Raw genomic sequence first — 19,848 nt, forward strand, 5'->3', positions numbered from 1 at the left:
AGGTAATCATTAATTCCCGGCTACAAGCGCTATGGCATGGCAAGGGCATTGCTCATAACAGATAGCGCAACCTGTGCATTCATCATAATTGAAAGCATAACGCTTACCCTTCCCCAGTTTGATAACGGCCTGTTGCGGGCAGGCGCCAAAGCAACCATCGCACTCAAAACAATTTCCGCACGACAGGCATCGCTGGGCTTCAAACCGGGCTTCTTTTTCTGTCAATCCGTTAATTACCTCATCAAAACTATCAACCCTGGTGGCCGATGACAGGGCACCCTGTTTGGTTTTTGGCGCGTAGGTATTATACCAGCGGTGCAAGCCCTCAAAACCCACCACGGGGTGTTTGGCCGCAGGCTGATAAGGTATGCCCATTAAATAACCATTGATATTGCGGGCGGCAGTTTTGCCGTGCCCTAAAGCTATGGTAACGCTACGCTCACCCGGCACCATATCGCCACCGGCAAATATGCCTTTGCCACCTGTCATCATATCCGGGCCAACAACTACGCTGCCATCGCGTTTAAAGGCAATGCCGGTAACGTTTTTTAAAAAGCCTGTATCGGCATCCTGGCCTAAAGCCAATATCAGATTATCAGCCTCCAGGGTTTCAAACTTGCCGGTTGGCACGGGTTTTCCGTCAACCAGTTCCATTACTTCAACCACAAAACCATCCTGATCCATCTCTTTAATGGTTCGTAACCAGTTGATTTGCACTCCTTCGTCCAAAGCTTCCTGTGCTTCAAAATCATGCGCGCGCATATGATCGCGGTCGCGGCGGTAAATGATCATCGCTTCTGATGCGCCGAGCCTTTTAACGGTGCGCGCAGTATCCATGGCGGTATTACCGCCTCCATATATAGCTACCCGGCGGCCAAGCTTGGGTGCCTCCCCCGCTTCTACTTGTTTTAAAAAGCTTACGGCATCCAGTATCTTCCCGGCATCTCTGCCGGGAATGTCAATTTTACGGGATAACTGGGTACCTATAGCCACAAATACAGCATCAAAGTTGCCTTCGTTTTTTTCTTTCAATATATCCTCAACCTTGTGATTGTAGATGATAGAAACGCCCATCTGCCTTATCCGTTCCACTTCCAGCTCCAGCTCGGTTCTGGGTAGCCTGTATGCGGGGATGCCAAAATGCATCATCCCCCCAGGTAAGGGCCCCGCTTCATGAATCTCGGCATAATGCCCCATCATCGTCAAATGATAAGCTGCTGCCAGGCCGCTTGGCCCCGCGCCGACAATTAAAACACGTTTGCCTGTAGCGGCAACAGCGGGTTCAACTTTCCAACCCTGCTTCAAGGCTTCATCACCCAAAAACCGTTCTACGGCATGTATACTTACCGTGCTATCCATTTGCGCCCTGTTACACTTATCCTCGCAGGTATGGTAGCATACCCTGCCGCAAACGGCCGGTAACGGATTGTTTTCCATAATTACCCGCCACGCGGCTTCATATTTAGCTTCCTGAGCAAGGGATAACCAGGCCTGTATATTCTCTCCGGTCGGGCAACTTTGGTTGCAGGGCGGTAACATATCAATATATACCGGGCGTTGTTTCCTCACCGGGCCAGTCCCCTCGCTATGATCATGGAGATCAGCAGGATTAGTTATGTCATGAAGTTTATTAATCATATGGTAAAATTATCAGCTCTGGTTGGCTGCGTACATGTGCCTTATCACCACCAAAACTGATTGCGATCATATATTGCGCCCGTTTTTTATCACAATACCCTTAACACGAAAATTAGTTGATGCAGATCACTTTTCTTTTGCCCCGGATCATGCTATCATCCGCTGCTTATACTTAAGTCCAAGGCTATATTTCATCTACCTTTCCACAATTGTTGCACGGCCCTGTTCCTTTGGCTAATTTCGGCCTCTTATGAAAGTGATCATTGCCGAGAAGCCTTCTGTTGCGCGCGAGATAGCCAAAGTGTTTGGGGCTACCACCAAAAAAGATGGTTATATGGAAGGTAAGGGCTATACCTTTACCTGGGCCTTTGGCCATTTGCTGCAACTTGCACCACCCCAGGAATACGGTTTTTACGGCTGGAATGTACAAAACCTGCCTATGCTGCCTGCAAAATTTAAACTATCCATTCGCAAGGTAAAAACCAAGGACGGCATTGTAGAAGACCCTTCGGTTAAAAAACAACTGGCTACCATACAAGCCTTGTTTGATGAAGCTACAGAAATTATTGTTGCTACGGATGCCGGGCGCGAGGGCGAGCTGATCTTCCGCTATATTTATTATTACTTAAAATGTAAAAAGCCTTTTAAACGACTGTGGATATCATCGCAAACGGATGAAGCGATTAAAGAAGGCTTCAGGAACCTGAAGCCGGGCACTGATTATGATACGCTGTTTAACTCTGCACATTGCCGCTCACAGTCCGACTGGCTCGTTGGCATGAATGCCACACAAGCGCTAAGCCTTTCATCTGGAACCCGCGCGGTGTTATCGCTCGGCAGGGTACAAACCCCTACCCTGGCGATGATTTGCTCCCGATACCTGGAGAACCGAAACTTTGTACCCGAACTTTTTTACCAGGTGGCCATTCAACCTGATAAAGACGGGCAGGTATTTAAAGCGGTATCCGTAAAAAACTTTAAAACAAAGGAAGAAGCGCAAGCTATACTTGATTTAGTTGAAGATGTAGGCTCCGGTTTCCCCCAGGGCGGCCATATCCTGAATGTGGAAGCCAAGCCCCGCAAGGAACCGCCACCGCTACTGCACGACCTGAGCAGTTTACAACAGGAGGCCAACAAGCGTAAAGGATTTACCGCCGAGCAAACTTTAAACCTACTGCAAGGCCTGTACGAAAGCAAATTAGTAACCTACCCGCGTACCGGTAGCCGCTATATTGGGGACGATGTGTTTGCGGGTGTACCTGCACTAATTGACCATTTTAAGGCCCACGCCGACTTTGGTAAGCAGGCCACACTACTATCAACGGCAAAACTGAACAAACGCAGCGTTAACGCCAAAAAAGTGACTGACCACCACGCTATATTACCAACCGGAGAGCCCGCTCATCAACTGATGCCGGATAAACAGGCCATTTACGACCTGGTGGTAGGGCGTATGCTGGAAGCCTTTAGTCAGGACTGTATTAAAGAGGTTACCAAGATCACGGTGCAATCGGGCTCGCTTTTTACGGCGAGCGGTACTGTGATCCATACCGCGGGATGGCGCGCGGTTTTCAATGAGACGGATGATGAGAAGAAGGATGAAGAAAATGCTACACTACCTAAAGTACAGGCAGGCGAAAACTTGCCTGTGATTGATAAAGCCCTGCTTGAAAAACAAACCAAACCCAAGCCGCTATATAATGAAGCCAGTTTATTGAAGGCCCTTGAAACTGCCGGTAAAGAAATTGATGACGAGGAGTTGCGTTATGCGATGAAAGACAGTGGCCTGGGCACGCCGGCAACACGGGCAGCAATGATTGAAACTTTGCTGAAACGGAACTACATCTCGAGAGAGAAAAAAAACCTGGTACCTACCGAAACCGGCCTGGCCGTTTACCATGTGGTAAAGCATCAGCAGATAGCACAGGCCGAACTAACCGGCAACTGGGAAAAACGGCTTGAAGAGATTCGCGGCGGCGCATCGGTTGCTGATTTCCAGGAAGAGATTAAAGCTTATACGCGTACCATAACCAAAGAATTGCTCCAAACAGGAAAAAGCCTGGTGATCAAACCTACGGAAAAGGTGCTGGCCAAATAATTTGATTAACGTTTTTTGTATTTTTGCAAAGTGACAACCCCGCCCCGTAAACCCGCTGCCAAAACACCTCCAGTAAAAAAAACAGTTGCGCCTAAGCGAACAGTAAAACCCAAGGCACCTGCTAAAAAGCCTGTTAAAAAACATGGTATAACCGAGTTGAAAATTATAGCCGCCGTGGTGGTGCTCATACTGGCCTCTCCTTTTTACTATCGCTACATTACCAACGGATTTAGTTCGTTGTGGCATTGGATAAACGATATTGGCGAGGATATTAACTACCGGCATTACAAAAGCTTCAATGTACACGTATCAGAAAAATACAGCATTCATGGTATTGACGTATCTTACGCGCAGGGTAAAATAGACTGGCAAAAAGTGAAGCAGATGGAAGAAAACGGATTGCACGTTAGCTTCGCTTTTATTAAAGCTACCGAGGGCGAGAATTTTGTTGACTCGTACTTCCAGCGTAACTGGCGCGAGGCTGCCAAAACCGGTATCATTTGCGGTGCTTACCATTACTTTAGGCCGGGCAAAAGCGGAAAGCTACAGGCAAAACTATTTTTAAAAACCGTTAAACTCGAAAAAAATGATTTGCCCTTGGTAGTGGATGTAGAACAGCTTGACGGAGTTGCCCCCGAACAAATGCGCGTTACCTTAAATGATTTTTTTGCCACCATACGGCATAAAACCTATATTAAACCTATCATTTATTCGGGCCTGAGTTTTTACCAGGATTACCTCAAGGGCTATTATGACGAATATCCACTATGGATAGCCCACTATGATAAACCCGAAACGGATGTTAACCGGGCCGCCAACTGGCAATTTTGGCAGCACACCAGCAAAGCAACCGTTAACGGCATTCATCATGTGGTTGACTTTGACACCTTTAAAGGCGATAGCGTAGCTTTTAGAAAGCTATTGAAGCCATAGCGCTATGGCAAGATGGCTTATCCAGGAGTTAGTTAATTAATGGGAATTATGGTACGAGTTTGAAATTCATTGAGCTCAGGCATGATACGATTCAGTTTTACAGCAAGCAAGCATTGCAGCATACTTGAGAGAAGCATGTACTGTTCGGATTCATTCAGGCTATATGTTCTCCCCCCGCTCCAACTGATACTTAATTACCTTACAGCCTGTTGTATAAAGAGCATCAATTATCTATCTGCTTAATAGCAGCAACATCCCTCTGTGTTTACATCCCGATCCATTTAAGCTCTAAAAGCAAAAAATAAAATACTTTCACAAATATATATAAAATCTATAGACTTTATATATATTTGTATGGTCATTCAAATGGAATGCTTGTTCTTTATATACTTATCCAGAAAGACTGAGGGAATGGCCCGATGAAGTCTTAGCAACCTGTACAGCTCTTGCTGCTAAAAGGTGCTAACTCCTACCCCATCAATACGCGGGGGAAAGATAAGTTGACAGTATATTTTACTGGTCATCAAGCTGCTGCCGCTTTCCGGATAAGTTAATACATGTAGTTTAACTTATAAAACATTATCAACAATGAAAATTTACCTGGATAACGCCGCCACCACCCCGCTTGAACCACAAGTTTTTGAAGCCATGACTCCCTTTTTGTTAAATCATTTCGGTAATCCCTCTTCACAGCATCATCATGGCAGAGAAGTTAAAAGCGCAATTGAAGAAAGCAGAAAAATTATTGCCCAGCAGATTAACGCATTGCCCGAAGAAATCATTTTCACCTCAGGAGGAACTGAAGCAGATAATATTGCCATCCTTTCTGCTGTACAATTTGGCGCTGTTAAACATGTCATCACCACAAGTATGGAACATCATGCCGTTTTAAACACGTTAGAGGCTTTAAGAGTTAAAGGTGATATTCAAATCAGTTTTGTTAAAAACGATGAGAAGGGAAACCTGGATTATGCCGGTTTAGAGTTGCTCCTCAGAACCAAATCGCGCAGCCTGGTTTCTATTATGCATGCCAATAACGAAATAGGCAATATCAATGACATTGAAAGGATAGCCTTGCTTTGTGAAAAATATGATGCCTTGTTTCATACCGATACCGTTCAGACTATGGGCCACTACCGCTTTAATTTGAAACAGTGCAAAATTCATTTCCTAACCGCTTCTGCCCATAAATTCCACGGACCCAAAGGTATTGGTTTTTTATATTTCAGGAAAGGACTCAAATTAACACAACTGATTAAGGGCGGAGGACAGGAAAACAGTTTAAGGGCCGGAACGGAGAATATCGCAGGTATTGTTGGGCTGGCTTCGGCTTTAAAAATTGCTAACCTGCACCTCAAACGCGACCACGATTATATCTTATCCATCAAACGATATTTAAAAAAGCGGTTAGTTGATGTTATTCCGGATATAAAGTTTAATGGAAACTCATCCGACGACGACCAAAGTTTGTATACCGTACTGAGCGTAAACTTTCCGTACTGTTGTGCGTATCCTGACCTGCTGCGCCATTTAGACCAATCGGGCATATCTGTATCGGGCGGCAGCGCCTGTTCCAAAGGTGCTGCATCACATGTGTTGGAAGCTGTTGGTATCCCTGTACAATACGATACTGTCCGTTTCTCTTTCAGTAAATTGAATACACTACAGGAAATTGATTACGTTATCCAGGTATTATCAAGTATATACCAAACTGTGGCGGCTTAGGTAACATAACGGATACTATTGGGTCGCAAACCAACAGCAAGAACATCACATAATTAAAAGAAACGAAGCAATCGCACTAAGGCTTACCTGCGCCAGATAGTCGGCGGTTGCTTCGCTTGTCCTATCACAATTTCTCACACAAAAAAAGGATGTCGTTGTCAGCTGGCCGAGGCTCACCGTAGTAGCCTTTGTTACGCTAACCATCAGACGACGACGCTTCTTAAGATTCAGAAATAAAGTTCCACACTCACTATCAATAATTTAGAGGAAAATCACTATTGAACTAAACTTACAACCGAACCATCTAACCCCTTTGCCTCAGCTTTGATTGTAAGCACCTTACCCAATTTTTTTATTTTAAGTAAAGCCGTAGCTATACCGGCCTCGGCTTTTACAGATGGCTGACCAATAATCTGAGCATCTCCGTCTACAGAAAAATCTACCTGAGGATTAGCATCCGGTACAACCGTTCCCTTATCATCAACCACACTGGCATAAACAAAAATCACATCGTTGTCACTTGCTCCTTTTCCGCTGTAATCAAAGGTCAATTTAATGGCCGCCGGTTTACCCGCAGTTTCGCGCGTGCTTTCAATTGTCTTTTTTCCGTTGATATAGCCTATGGCCTGTATTTTGCCGGGTTCAAATTTGGCTAAATCAAAGGTAAACGGCGCATGCGTTAAATTGGCCGAATACTGATCATGATCAGGGTGTTGCCTTGCTATTGATTTACCGTTAATCAGAAGCTCTACCTCATCGCAGTTGCTGTATACTTTAACCGTTTTATCAGCAGGGCTGTTCCAGTAATTGGCAATATAGATCATTGGTTTACCAAAGGTACGACCATCCGTAACCGGACCGGCCTGGCTCTGATAAAAATAGAAAGCATATTTAGGAATCCTGTAAATATCCATAATCCCCGACGACTCGATATCTGCGGCATAGCCACGCTTATAATCAAACATCAGCCAGTTTACATCGCCCACGGCAGGTCCATATAAATTATCGTTATGTGCTTCCTGAAAATTAAGTGCCTGCTGAAGCATTCTATCCTGCCCATCCGTTCTCAACTGGCGCGAATTACGCGCTTCGCTCTTTAAACCCGCATATTCCTTTTGATTGAAACCGGCATTTTGGGCGTAATATTCCCAATCGCCATACTCTGCTATCAGTAATGGTTTTTTCTTGCTGTAGTTTTTCCAGTAATCGGGTGCTTTGGCATGTTGCCTTGCCGGGTTGGAAACATCGTAACCATAATCTTTCCACCCGGTTGAAAACACGTCGGTAAACGGCAGCTCCTGGTGTACAATCTGGTTCGCCCTATCCATATATGGCTTGCTCATATCCGATTCGTTCAGCGATGCTTCCCAAAGTATAATGGAGGCGTGGTTGCGGTCGCGGTGCAGCATATCACGGATATCCTGAAAACTATTTTGCTGAAAAATCTCGTCTCCAAAAAACTGCCAGCCCGGAATGGCATCCATCACCATAATCCCCAACTCGTCGCAGGCATCTAAAAATACAGTAGACGGCGGATAATGCGAACAGCGCACAAAGTTAAAGCCGGCTTGCTTAATTTTCCAGGCGTCACGGTACTGTGCGTTATCACTCAGGGCATAGCCCACGTAAGGATATTCCTGGTGACGATTGGTACCCGATATGCTAAGTTTATCGCCATTTAAATAAAATCCATCAGCCCCAAACCTGAAAGTCTTCACGCCCGTTTTAAGCGTTTGCTGGCTGATCACCTTGCCATTTTTAATTACCTGAACATGAAGCGTATACAAGTAAGGCTGCAATGGCGACCAGAGCTGTGGCGCTTTAACCAACAGGCTTTGTTCAAAACTTTGATGGCTGTTGGTTTTAAGATTTTGCGGAGCAGATAAAAAGGAAACCACCAGCTTTCCTTTAGCATCTGCCAAGATAGTTTTAATTTGAATGGATGAAGGATCGGCGCTATCGTTTTGCACCTCGGTTTTCACAAGCAACTTTGCAGTTGCCTTGCTTACCTTTTCATAATGGATCAGGATACCGCCGCCTGCTTCACGGTTCGCGCTTACCGCGTCGGTAATATGAACTTTATCTTCCACAATTAACCAGGTGTTACGGTAAATACCACCGTAATAATTAAAATCCAGATCCTTAATATTTTTACCTGGCGGGATGTGCGGATTATCCTGGTTGTTGAGTTTTACCAGGATGCAATTCTCTTTTCCATAATTGAGTCGATTTGACAGGTCTATCTCAAACGGCAGATAGCCGCCGATATGTTTAAACAAATGTTTTCCGTTTAAATAAACGTCGGCCTCGTGCATGGCCGCATCAAATTTGATTGCCACTCGCTTTTGCCTGTCGGCAACAGGCAAGGTAAAATATTTACGGTAATAGCAAGTACCCTGCCATTGCTCAAAAGTTGTTTTCACAACAGGTTCCAGCCGGGGCGTATGAGGCAGGGATACCTTTTGCCATGTAATACTACCTGCATTTTTTAATAATAGTGTTTGCGTGGCTGAAGTATCAATATCTTTTACAAACTCCCAGTTTGAATTAAAGTTGATCGGTTTATCAATAGTTTGGGCATAACTGTGATGAGTGAGCAGTATTAAAATAAAAAAAATAAGAGGCTTGGAAGTCATATCTTATAAGTTGTAGTGCGCAGGTATCTGGTTAATTAATTTAGAAACCAGTACTGCGGTTTTTGAGTTGATAGCGCATGTTAATTGAAAACAGAATTACTCATCAGTTCATAAAAGCGTCCATTGCTACTGTAGGTTTGCCGGTACTGTCAAAAGCACCTAAGGAATAACCTTGCCAATTGTTGTAGCATTCGGGTTCCCAATAAAACACGCCAAGGCCCTTTCCGCCTGTTACACTATTGGTTTTACTGATGATGTCGGTTAAAAAAGCTTTGCAGGTACTGGCGGCGATAACATCCATACCTACTTCGGATATCATCACTTCTTTACCGTAGCGGCTTACCATATCATTCATGTTAGCCAAACATTGAGAGTTTAGAGTGGCCCAATTGGTAGTTGTTGGATATAAGGACATGCCGATAACATCCCAGTTAGCACCATTGGCCTTAAGCCCATCAAACATCCACCTGAACAAGGTATTATCATATCCGTTGGAGATATGGACAATCACTTTGATAGAAGGATTAACAGCCTTAACGGCATTGTACCCCGAGTTGATGAGGTTGGCAAAATTCTGCATATTTTTAGATGCCCGGCCATCTTCCCATAACATCCCATCGTTAGTTTCATTGCCTACCTGTACCCATTCGGGTGTGATACCGTTTGATTTAAGGGTGGTTAATACCGTGAATGTATGATTGTAGACCGAAGTTAACAAAGCGCTAAAAGTTTGCCCTACCCAAGCCGCCGGTTTCGTTTGCTTACCCGGGTCGGCCCAGGAATCACTGTAATGGAAATCGATCATGATGCGCATTCCCATATTTTTTGCGCGGATGGCTTTGGCTACCACATCGGCCGTATTGCACCAGCCATCAGCCGGGTTAACCCAAACACGTAGCCTGATGGAATTGATGCCCTTATCTTTTAAAATTTGCAAACAGTCCTGCTTGGTGCCTGCGCTATTAAAAAACTGGTATCCTGAAGATTCCATCTGTGTAAGCCAGCCTATGTCGGCCCCTTTAGCAAACGTGGCGGATAGAACCACCGGCGGGTTGGTAACTGTGGTGGTACTGTCGGTAGAAGTCGATCCCTTTTTGCAGGCCATGCTCACCAGTAAAACCAGCGCACAGGGTATTAATATTTTTTTAAACATCATATAGATATGATAAAGGGGCTGTATTAAAAGTCCATTTGAAACATCGAACATCAAATATCTTTGACCGGGCTTTTCCTTCTTCATCATTTTAAGATTAAAATTAAAACCATAAAGTTCATAAAGTTTGGCATCATAGCTTTGCCAGATTTACCAAAATCGTACTTATTCCGTTGTTCGTATCGCATATATCTTTAATACAGCCACCTTTGATTTTTAATTATATCCTGGGGTTTGTGTTAACTTGCCTTTGCTGGCGGTAATCTCATAGGTTGGTACCGGAAACAGATACGGGCCATGGTTTTTATCTGCCGGTAATGCCGAGGGCCATTGGCCGTGCCTCACCAGGTCCATTTTGCGATAGCCTTCAAAATAAGTTTCCCATCCTTCTTCTTTTAATATCCAGGCATCAAAAGTGGCTTTATCAACCGTATTGGCTGCGGGAACCACGCCTAAGCCAGCGTGATGAAGCCTTACCTGGTTTACATACCCTATAGCCTCGCTTGTTGGGCCACTGTTTTGATTGATGGCTTCGGCAAGCATCAGATATACATCACCAAGGCGCGCCTTCGGGATATCATTACCTTGCGCGGAGTTGGCCACGGTACCATTATCCGGATATTTCGCCACTACCGGCCCCGCCAATCCGCTGGCCTGGTTCATTACCGTATGATCCCATTTATCAACATAGCTGGCTATCAATAACTTTCTGCGTTTATCGGCCGGATCGAACGAATTATAAAAATTCCAGGTTGCCGATATAGGAGCAGGGATACGGTAACCGGCATACGAATTCTGGATGCTATTACCCGGATAGCCGTTAGGATAGGTATAAAAGTCCCAGGCGTTAAAATTGGCGTGGTTTTCGGCACCGTCCTGGTTAGGCGCGCATGATACGGCGAACATGGTTTCGGTATTCAACTCGCCGGCTTCGGTAAACATGCTGGCATAATCATCAACCAAACGATAACCGGCAGTATTTGCCAGGGCGATGATTTGGCGTCCTGTTTTTTCGGCGTTAACAAAATCCTTTTCGTTCATATAGGTTCGCATCAATACTGTTAATGCGATAGCCTGGTTAAAACGGCCGTATTCCGACGGTGTAACCGGCAGGTTAGCGGCTGCATAGGTTAAATCGCTCACGATGGCTGCTAAAAAATCGGCGCGTGATGGGCGCGTTAAATTAAGCTCGGCGTCGGTATTAATTAAAGCCGGATCCAGGATAACCGGCACGGGGCCGTATAACTGTAAAAGATAGTACATATTCCAACCCCTCGACATCCGGGCCTCAGCGGTATACTTGGTTTTGGATGCCGTGCTGATGGTTGATTTAGTTACGTCGTCAATAATCTGGGTAAGGCGTGTTACAAAGCGTATTTTTTCGAAGTGGTTACTGCCAGTTCCCTGGTTGATAAGGAAAGTGAAATTTGCCGAACTGAATTGCTGAAAAATGCCACCCCAGTTGGTATATGTATTAAACTCGTCGGTAGGTAAATCAAACATCATAATGTCGCCATATTCGGGGCTGAACCAGTCGTTCTGATAACCCAGCGGTGCCGGTTCGGTATAGCCCCATTTGGATTGAAATGGTTTATATACTTCGGCCACGTAGTTAACAAAATCAGCCTCGGTTTTAGGAAAGTTTGTGGTAGATAACGATCCGTAAATTTGCGGATCAAGGCCCTTTTTACAACCACTTATCATGATAAGGGAGGCCGTCATCATCAGTATCAATATTTTTTTCATGTTGTTTTGCATTATAGTTTAAAACCCAGCCTTTACACCAAAAGAAAATGTCCTCATCATAGGATACGGAGCATAACCGCCTTTAACGCCGGTATTGTAAACTTCCGGATCAACACCCTTATAGTTGGTTATGATGAATAGATTTTGAGCATCGGCAAACACCCTTAATGATTTGGTAAACCTGTTTACAAACGCCGAGTTAAAAGTATAGCCCAGCGTTAAATTACGGCAACGCACAAAATTGGTACTTACTAAATTAAGGTCGGAGCCAACCAGTAATCCCGCGGCGCTTTCAATGTAGTTTACACCAGGACGAGTACCACTTGTGTTAGCCGAGGTGTAGGCATTAAGCGCCTGCACAGTGCCACCTTGCGTGCCGGACGCGATGCTCGACAGATCGCCCCAGGCATTGTTATAATTGGTACCGGTACCACCAAACTGGCCGTAAAAAAAGATGCTCAGGTCAAATTGTTTGTAGTGAAAATCGTTACCAAAACCAATACTGAGTTTAGGATCGGGGTTGAGTTTAAATACATCGTTACCGTCGAGCTTATTATCTTTATTCACGTCGACAAAAATAGGCGCCCCTGGCAGGTTAGCACCACCTGCGGTTGGTTGCGACAAAGGTACCGCCTGCCCGGCCTGCAGTATGCCGCTGGTTTTAAAGTAATAAATTTCATTAACCGGATCGGTATCACTTTGATAAGTATGGTTTATATTATCATATTTAAACCGCTCCACCCATTTGTATACATAATGCGAAATGTTGATGTTGGTGTTCCATTCAAAATTTTTAACCTTCAGGTTATGCGTATTGATACCGATATCATAACCGGTTCTGGTTTGGTGGCCACCATTAAAAGGCTCGGTAGATAGATACGATAAAGGGGCGGCAGAATAGTAACCTAATAGATTGTTGATATCATCCTTAAAAAAATCGATGGAGCCGTTTATCCTGTCTTTAAAAAAACCGAAATCAAGCCCTATATTTTTATTGGTGGTTTTTTGCCATTGTAAATCAGGCTGATCAACACCATAGCGGCTCAGGGTTACATAGCTCGCCGCCCCGTTATTAAAGTAGGTGATATTGCCATCGGCCGAATATCCGCCGTATGCTGCGGTACCGGCGAGTGTTTGGCCGGTTGTACCGATACTGGCACGGAGTTTCAGCTGATCGATAAACGTGATGTTTTTCATAAACGACTCGTTATTGATCTTCCACCCGATGGAAACCGAAGGGAACGAGGCATACTTGTTATCCGGGAAAAACAAACTGTAACCATCGTAGCGATAGGTTAAAGTGAGCAGGTAACGATCAACAAAATCAAAAGTGCCCCTGGCAAAATACGACCTTAATTTATTTGCTGTTTGCGATGAGGTAATCCCCAGGTTGCTGGCTTCCTGGGCCAGGTTGGTAGTGCCTATGGCATCCTGCCCGCCTTGCCCCTGGCTGCCGAACGAGCTATAGGTACTTTTATACTGGCCAAAACCGGCTACCGCATCAATATTTACAATTTTAGCTAAACTTTTTTTGAAAGATAAGGTAGCTTCCACCGTTTGGTTTTCGCGGTTATTGTAGTTAAGCGATGCCCTTGAAATATTTTGCTGGTAATAGTATACCGTGCTGGGTACAAAAAAGTTACGGGTTGCACTTTCGTAATTATCGCCAAATAACACATGGCCTGTTAAAACCTGCGGAATGAATTTGACATCGGCGGATACATTGGCAGATAAAGAGTGGTAATTGGTTTGATCCTGAATATCCTGAAACGATACCGGGTTGGTGATTACGCCAAATTGCGAATAATTACCGTTAGCATCCCGTACCGGTACATTGGCAGGGTAGCCTAAAGCCGCCTGGATGATACCGAAGCCCTGGCTACCGGAGCCCCCGGTTTGCCCGCCCGAAGACGAATTTAAATACTTGTTGGAGTTGCCGGTAAAATTGGTATTGAGCGTTAAAAACTTGGCTAAATTGAATGACAGGTTTGCCCTACCGGTAACCTTGGTAAGCCCGGCTCCTTTCAAGGTTCCAACCTCGTCGTAATATCCGCCGGATAAATAATAGGTGGTTTTATCGGTGCCGCCGTTAATGTTCACCATATGATTGTTAATGCTGCCCGTTTGAAAAACCTGGTTGAGCCAGTTTGTGCCAGCCCCAGCATTGGCAATATCGGCAGCCGAATACTTTGGAGCGGCATTGGTTTGATCTTTGGTGATCTGGTTATAAAGTGTTTCGTATTGCGTGGCGTTTAAGGGTTGCAGGTACGGATAGTTTTTTTCGAAAGAGTAGCTGCCGTTGTAAGTAACGTTCATTCGCCCCGCTTTTCCTTTTTTGGTTGTAATTAAAATAACACCGTTAGCTGCGTTTACACCATATATGGCGGCGGCGGCATCCTTCAATACTTCAATGGATTCAATATCGCTGGGGTTTATACCCGCAAGCCCCCCGCGGCTAACGCCATTGGTTTCGCCCGCTATACTGCCGTTGCCCGGCTCAAGGCCATCACCCGGAAAAATAACGCCGTCAACCACGTATAACGGATTGCCGCGCCCGCGAATGGATAAATTAATATTGCCGCCCGGCTGTGTGCTGGCCTGCGTAACCTGTAAACCGGGCGCACGCCCAAAAAGCAACTGCCCCACCGAGTTATTGGCCGCCTGCGGAACGTTTTTGGGATCAACCTTGGCAACCGAGGTGGTTATATTTTGCTTGGTTGTAGTACCGTAGCCAATAACCACCACCTCGTTTAAACTATTTAAACGGGTGCTTAGCGCAATATTCAGCGTTGCACCGGTTACAGTAACTTCGCGGCTGCCGTAACCAACGCTTCTAAATATCAGGATGGCACCTACTGTAGTTTTTATACTGTATTTACCCCCTATATCTGTAGTGGTACCCTGGGTGTTATTTTTGATGATCACACTTACACCGGGTAGTGTTGAGGCATCCTCTTGCGCGGTAACGGTACCGCTAACCGTTATGCTGCTTTGCGCATAAATGGGGGTAGTGATTAAACCGGCTATCAATATGGCCAGCAAAGTCCAGATCCTCCGAAATTGAAAAGTAAAATTGTTCATCATTATCTTTTAGGTTTATAACTGGGTATTATTTTTTGCACATCAACTATCAGGCAGACGCTTATGTAAAACCTGAATGGGCTGTCAGTTTAGTAAAAACTATGGTACAGGCAGATGTGCCTGAAAAGGATAAACAAGGGTTCATAATCAGCAAAATTGGTTTAACAAAAAAAGGGATAGTTAAACAAATTGTCTTGTCCTAATCAACTCTCTTTTAGTTCAAATTACCGTTATTCAGGCTTCTAAACATGGCCAAAAATCAATTGAACAACTGAAATACAGATCGTTATAAAAAAAACCACATTGAAACACATTTGGTACTTAACTTTAGCCCAAGCCAGTTAAAAGGAAAGAGCTTGAGTGGGCAGTAGAAGAAAGTATACTTCTACCGGGCACGATTTAAATGGGCTGTTTAATTTTTCCGGTCAATATCCTGCAAAAACTGGGATGGGGTTTTATTGAATTCCTTTTTAAAGGCTTTGGTAAAATACGATTGGGTTTGGATGCCTACCCTGTACATTACTTCTGTAATGCTCACGTCTTCATGCGTCATGATGCGGGCTGCGTTACGCAGTTTAATCGTCCGCACAAACTCAATGATAGACTGACCCGCGGTGCTTTTTAATTTTTCGTATAACTTGGTGCGGCCCATATTGAGCTCGCTGCATAAATAATCAACATCGAGGTCGGGGTTAGTTAACTGCGCCTCAATAACGCCGGTTAATTTATCTAAAAACTCCTTATCTTTAGCAGCGTGTACTTGCTCCCGGCCTTCGGTATAATGCTTGTTGATGTAGAGCTTTTTCAGCTTTTGCGATTGCTCAAAAATATTATTGATAGTTAACAGTAATAAGCCGATGCTTATCGGCTTGGCAAAGTAAAAATCCGCGCCCGACTCTACCCCTTCGATGTTTGAATCGAGTGCATCCTTGGCCGTCAGCATAATAAAGGGAATATAACTGGTGGCCTCATTTTGTTTAACCGCTTTACAAAAGGCATTTCCATCCATCCCGGGCATCATTACATCGCTGATGATGAGGTCCGGAACGTGGTGTTTTATTTTTTCGAGGGCAGCATACCCGTCCGCGCAGCCATCAACTTCAAAATATGGGCTTAAGCTGTCTATCAAAAATGCTCTTAACTCTTCATTATCGTCAACAATTAAAACGTGTTTAAAACCGGTAGCCAGGCTCGGATTAACAACAGCTACCCGTGGAGCGACTTCGGCAGTGGATAGGTATTGAGCCCCTTTATATTGAATACTTTCCAGTTGTATCCCGGCATCGGCATTTTGTAGCCAGCGCTCGTCCTTATCATAATTTGCGGCGTTACATGGCAAAGCAATAATAATTTCGGTTCCTTCCCCTTTTTGGCTGTAAACATAAATTTCGCCTTTATGCAGGGTGGTTAAGCTTTTTACAAAAGCCAACCCTACACCCGAGCCCATGTGCGATTCAGTGATGCGGTAATATCGTTCGAATAAGTGCTGAATAGATTCTTTAGATATGCCGATGCCACTATCCGCCACGCGGAAATAAATATAATTTTTGGATTGATAGCCATTTTTAATCATGAGCTCGTTTTGAAAAGCGGCCTTAAAGTCTTTCAGGGATGATAATACCTCCAAAACAATCTCACCATTATTGGGCGTATATTTAAAGGCATTATTAACCAGGTTTAACATAATTTTTTCTACTATCTGTCTGTCAAACCAGGCTTCGGATACCCTATCCGATTGATTAACTTTAAATGTTATATTCTTTTCCTGGGCCAGGTCGTAAAACTCATCCGCTATTTCGCTCAAAAACAGGTTGGGGTTGCCGGGCATCACCTTCAGATTTAAAACGCCCGATTCCACCTTTCTGAAATCCATCAGCTCATTGATCAAGCCCATTAAGCGGTTAGCGTTGCGGTGTATGGTATTATAATAATGGGTGAAGCCAATACGGCTCTCCCCTTTCCTCAATATTTCCAACGGGCCCAGAATTAAAGTTAATGGCGTGCGGAATTCGTGCGATATGTTGGTAAAAAACTGCAACTGCAATTGGTGTATTTCTTCGCGCTTTTGCTCTTCGAGCTTCCTTAGTTCCAGGTTTCTTTTTAACCTTAAAATATAATAGGTGCTCATAAATACAATACCTGCGATGAGCAAGGTAAACCACCAGGTTTTCCAGAATGGCGGCGCGATCACAATTTTTAACGATGCGCCTTTCTCGTTCCAAACCCCGTCGTTATTTGAAGCTTTTACTCTGAAGGTATAAGTGCCCGGACTTAAATTAGTATAGTTGGCTTTTTTTTGATTGCCAACATAGTTCCAGGTTTTATCAAGTCCTTCAAGTTTGTAAGCGTATTGATTATTATCCGACGAGGTGTAATTTAAACTGGCATAATTAAACGAGAAATCGGATTGCCGGTAAGTAAGGTTAATCTGGCTTGTTAAGCTGACGTCTTTTTGTAACGGAGAGTCTTTTTCGCCGGCAATTACCTTTTTATTAAAAATTTGAAAATTAGTAATATATACCGGCGGTATAAATTGGTTAACACTGATACTATGGGGGTAAAAGGCATTAAACCCGTTAACCCCGCCAAAAAGCAACTGGCCGTCCCTGGTTTTTAAAAAAGCATTCGCCTCAAATTCCAGCCCTTGCAGGCCATCGCCGGTATTATATTTTTTACAATAATAATTGTCGGGATTAAACTGGGTGAGTCCGTTGGATGTAGAGATCCAGAAATTACCTTTTTCATCTTCGGCAATCCCCTTGATAAACTCGGTTGATAATCCACCTTTACCTGTATATAAAGCAAACTTTTTATGTACAGCATCAAACAAGTAAAGCCCGGCCTGCCCTATCCACACCCTGCCCTTACTGTCCACAAATATTACCCGCAGATCGGGCATCCGCTCTCCATCGTCAAAATAATGAGTAAAGGTTTTGTAAACCGGATCGTAGCAGTTTAGTCCGCCGTCGTCTGTTCCTATCCAAATATTGCCTGCTTTGTCTTCGTTAACCGAGATCACGTTGTTACCCTTCAAACTGGTTTTATGGGCCGCATCGTAATTTACGCGAGTAAACGTATGCGTTTTACGATTGTAAAGATTAAGACCACCGTAGTAGGTTGCCACCCATAGGTTTTTTCGGCTGTCTTCAAATACCTTTTGTACTTTGTTGGAGCTGATGGATTTGCTATCCGCCGGATTATTTAAAAAACGGGTAAAGTTACCAGTTTGCTTATCCAGCAGGTTAAGCCCGCCTCCCCAAGTGCTTACCCAAATATTGTTCCGGCTATCCTGGGTGATATCCAATACAGCATCGGCACCTAAAGTATTTTTCTGTTTGGGATTGTACCTGTAATGCCGGACGATATTGATTTCCTTATCAAATAAATTAAGCCCACCGCCATCTGTACCTATCCATATATCGCCATCCCTATCCTGGCAAAAAGTTTTAACATCATTATAACTCAAACCTTTACCCGAAGCTTCCTGCTGAAACAACTTGAATTTATCGGCGCCTGGCGTATATAAGTTGATGCCGCCGCGATGGGTGCCTACCCATAAATTACCTTGCCTATCTTCAAACAAGGCGGAAATGGTTCTTTGAGATAGGCTGGACGAATTTTGGGGCTGATTTTGATAATGATTAAAAACATGATTTTTAGCATCGTACTGGTTAAGCCCGCCGTTGATGGTGCCCGCCCATAGCTGACCGGAATGATCAACCAATAAGCTTTTAATCATATTGCCTGATAAGCTCCCATCATCCTGATCACTATGCCTGATCGGCGTAAAAACATTTTTTGCAGGGTCAAACAAAATCAAACCATTATCTTCGGTACCCAGCCATAGTGCCCCGGAAGCATCTTGCTGAATAAAATTGATCACATTGGTTTTAGAGTCCTTTGGAATATCCACCCGATTTGGATATGAACTGAACCTTTTAGTTTTAACATCAAAAAACACCAATCCGGTGGCAGTGCCCAGCCACAAATTTTGATTTTTATCCGCATATAGATAATGAATGTCGGCTGCTTGCCGGTTGATGTATGGGCGGTTAAAAGTGCGAGTATTCAAATTAAAATGGTTAAGCCCGCCGCCATTTGTGCTTATCCATAAACCATCGTGATTATCGCGGCTAATCCCCGTAATGTTATTGCTGCTTATACTATTAACATTGCTGCCGCTATGCTTATACCTGATAAAGTTATTCCTGTCGGAATTATAACTGTTTAAGCCATTGATGGTACCTATCCAGAGGTTGTGATATCGATCCTCGTAAATACAGCTGATATAGTTATCACTGATGGACGTGGTATCCTTTAAATTATTGCGGTAAACTGTAATGCTATTGCCATCGTACCGGTTTAGCCCATCGCGGGTGCCAAACCACATAAAGCCCCTGCTATCCTGAAAAATAACTTCGATGGTACTGTTGGATAATCCCTGCTCAATACTGATGTGCTTAAATTTTAATTTACGGGCCTGGGCGGAAGATTTAAAGGCTATGCAAAGGGCAAGCAAAAAAACCAGTTTATACCTAAGGGCAAAACATGGCCTAATGCTTTTAAAAATGACAATAAAGGATTTCAAATAATTGGCTTAAAGGCCATAAATATATAAATTTTGTTCAGACCGCGATGTTTTGAACCTAAAAGAAAGGAAAACCTGCGCTGATTGAAATTCCTTTTTTTATCGTTCGCGGGCATTGCTGTACTGATAAACGTCCAATAGCCAAATAACTGTGCCAATATTAACTCCGGCTGAACTGCATTTTTGGATGAGCGCCATCTCTGTCTATTTTTTTATTTACCTGCCCGTTTTGATAAGGTGCTTGAATTAT

Annotated in this window: 9 protein-coding genes and 1 riboswitch; of the genes, 3 read left to right on the forward strand and 6 right to left on the reverse strand. The window is 44.1% G+C overall.

Annotation, left to right across the window (positions count from 1 at the left end):
* Positions 1-9: 9 nt before the first annotated feature.
* Positions 10-1,638, reverse strand: a complete 1,629-nt coding sequence (locus tag MUCPA_RS35330) for an NAD(P)-binding protein (RefSeq protein ID WP_008513448.1) — start codon at positions 1,636-1,638, stop codon at positions 10-12.
* Positions 1,639-1,888: 250 nt separating this feature from the next.
* Between MUCPA_RS35330 and topB the strand changes: the two genes are divergently transcribed.
* From topB to MUCPA_RS35345, 3 genes are all read left to right on the forward strand, one after another.
* Entirely contained in the window at positions 1,889-3,736 is a 1,848-nt protein-coding gene (topB, locus tag MUCPA_RS35335) for a DNA topoisomerase III (protein WP_008513449.1), read from the forward strand.
* A gap of 30 nt (positions 3,737-3,766) precedes the next feature.
* Positions 3,767-4,669 carry a glycoside hydrolase family 25 protein gene (locus tag MUCPA_RS35340; RefSeq protein WP_157544055.1) on the forward strand — a complete coding sequence of 301 codons (903 nt, stop codon included), beginning with the start codon at positions 3,767-3,769 and terminating at the stop codon, positions 4,667-4,669.
* Positions 4,670-5,056: 387 nt separating this feature from the next.
* Positions 5,057-5,171, forward strand: a riboswitch (SAM riboswitch).
* Positions 5,172-5,257: 86 nt separating this feature from the next.
* Positions 5,258-6,394, forward strand: coding sequence for a cysteine desulfurase family protein (locus tag MUCPA_RS35345; RefSeq protein ID WP_008513453.1), 1,137 nt, complete (start codon positions 5,258-5,260; stop codon positions 6,392-6,394).
* Positions 6,395-6,669: 275 nt separating this feature from the next.
* Here MUCPA_RS35345 and MUCPA_RS35350 read toward each other — a convergent pair whose 3' ends face one another.
* From MUCPA_RS35350 to MUCPA_RS35370, 5 genes are all read right to left on the reverse strand, one after another.
* The gene (locus MUCPA_RS35350; RefSeq protein WP_008513455.1) at positions 6,670-9,030 is read right to left on the reverse strand and encodes a glycoside hydrolase family 2 protein; all 2,361 of its coding nucleotides are present in this window, start codon (positions 9,028-9,030) and stop codon (positions 6,670-6,672) included.
* Between the two features lie 103 nt (positions 9,031-9,133).
* Positions 9,134-10,273, reverse strand: coding sequence for a glycoside hydrolase family 53 protein (locus MUCPA_RS35355; RefSeq protein WP_008513457.1), 1,140 nt, complete (start codon positions 10,271-10,273; stop codon positions 9,134-9,136).
* A gap of 126 nt (positions 10,274-10,399) precedes the next feature.
* Positions 10,400-11,929, reverse strand: a complete 1,530-nt coding sequence (locus MUCPA_RS35360) for a RagB/SusD family nutrient uptake outer membrane protein (protein ID WP_008513459.1) — start codon at positions 11,927-11,929, stop codon at positions 10,400-10,402.
* Positions 11,930-11,947: 18 nt separating this feature from the next.
* Positions 11,948-15,013 carry a SusC/RagA family TonB-linked outer membrane protein gene (locus MUCPA_RS35365; protein WP_008513461.1) on the reverse strand — a complete coding sequence of 1,022 codons (3,066 nt, stop codon included), beginning with the start codon at positions 15,011-15,013 and terminating at the stop codon, positions 11,948-11,950.
* Between the two features lie 409 nt (positions 15,014-15,422).
* Positions 15,423-19,529, reverse strand: coding sequence for a hybrid sensor histidine kinase/response regulator transcription factor (locus tag MUCPA_RS35370; RefSeq protein WP_008513464.1), 4,107 nt, complete (start codon positions 19,527-19,529; stop codon positions 15,423-15,425).
* Between the last annotated feature and the right edge of the window lie 319 nt (positions 19,530-19,848).

It is taken from the genome of Mucilaginibacter paludis DSM 18603 (assembly GCF_000166195.2).
Lineage (GTDB): Bacteria > Bacteroidota > Bacteroidia > Sphingobacteriales > Sphingobacteriaceae > Mucilaginibacter > Mucilaginibacter paludis.